1 protein-coding gene is annotated in these 883 nt (G+C 58.3%); it reads right to left on the reverse strand.

What is annotated here, in order from left to right; translation table 11 throughout:
* Positions 1-883 (reverse strand): flagellin hook IN motif-containing protein (locus HA630_RS02105; protein WP_305792609.1); only part of this gene is annotated, 883 nt, incomplete at both ends.

Consider the following 883-nt stretch of genomic DNA (forward strand, 5'->3'; position numbering starts at 1 on the left):
GTCGAAACATCAATCGAGTTGACAGCGCTGAGAGCAGAGCCACTTGCAGTAACCAATGGTGTGGTGGTCACATTACTGATTGCAAAGCCCTTGTCAGAACTCATCTCGAGATAACCGACGGCAGTGGCGTAACCGCCTGCAGGTGCTGCAGCGACTCCGGCCACAAACGTATCTGTGCCGTTTGTTGCAGAGGCCACAGCATCAAAGGCGCCCACAGAAATGGTGTTGCCTGCAGCCGAGTTGTTTTGGATCTGGATGTTGGCACCGCTTTCGTTGACCAGAATAATACTGGTACCACCAGAGTTCAGCTTGGCCGTGATACCCGTCTGCGAGGAAACGTCGTTGAACGCTTTCACGGCTTCGGCCAACCCAGCCGCAGTCGCGCCTGCAGCTGACACGTTGAACGTGACGTTTGCAGCCGTGCTGTTGTCGCCCTTGACAGCGAGCGAGTAGGAGCCGCTGGCTGCGAAGTTTGTCAACTCCACTTGGTTGCGTGCGTTGGCGGTCACACCCGTGCTGTCTGACAGAGCATTGATTTTTGCAGCTGCGGTCGCTGCTGTGTCGGTGGCGATCAGGGTCACCGTCTTGGTTTGCAAGCCGGCAATGTCGAACGTGCCTGCGATGGATGTCGGGGTGGCAGCTGCAGCGACAGTGACTGCGGCAGACTGTTTCAGCTGAGCACCATAGGTGGTGGTGCGGAAGTTACCAGTCGTGGCGGTGATGGTTTGGTTGGCGTTGGCGCCCACCTGGAAGGTGGCCGAACCAAAGGAGCCATCGAGCAGTTTTTGGCCGTTGAACTCGGTGGTCACCGCGATGCGGTCCAGCTCCGACAGCAGTTGCCCCACTTCTGCCTGCAGCGCCTTGCGGTCGCTGGCGCTGTTGG

The organism is Aquabacterium sp. A08 (assembly GCF_011742065.1).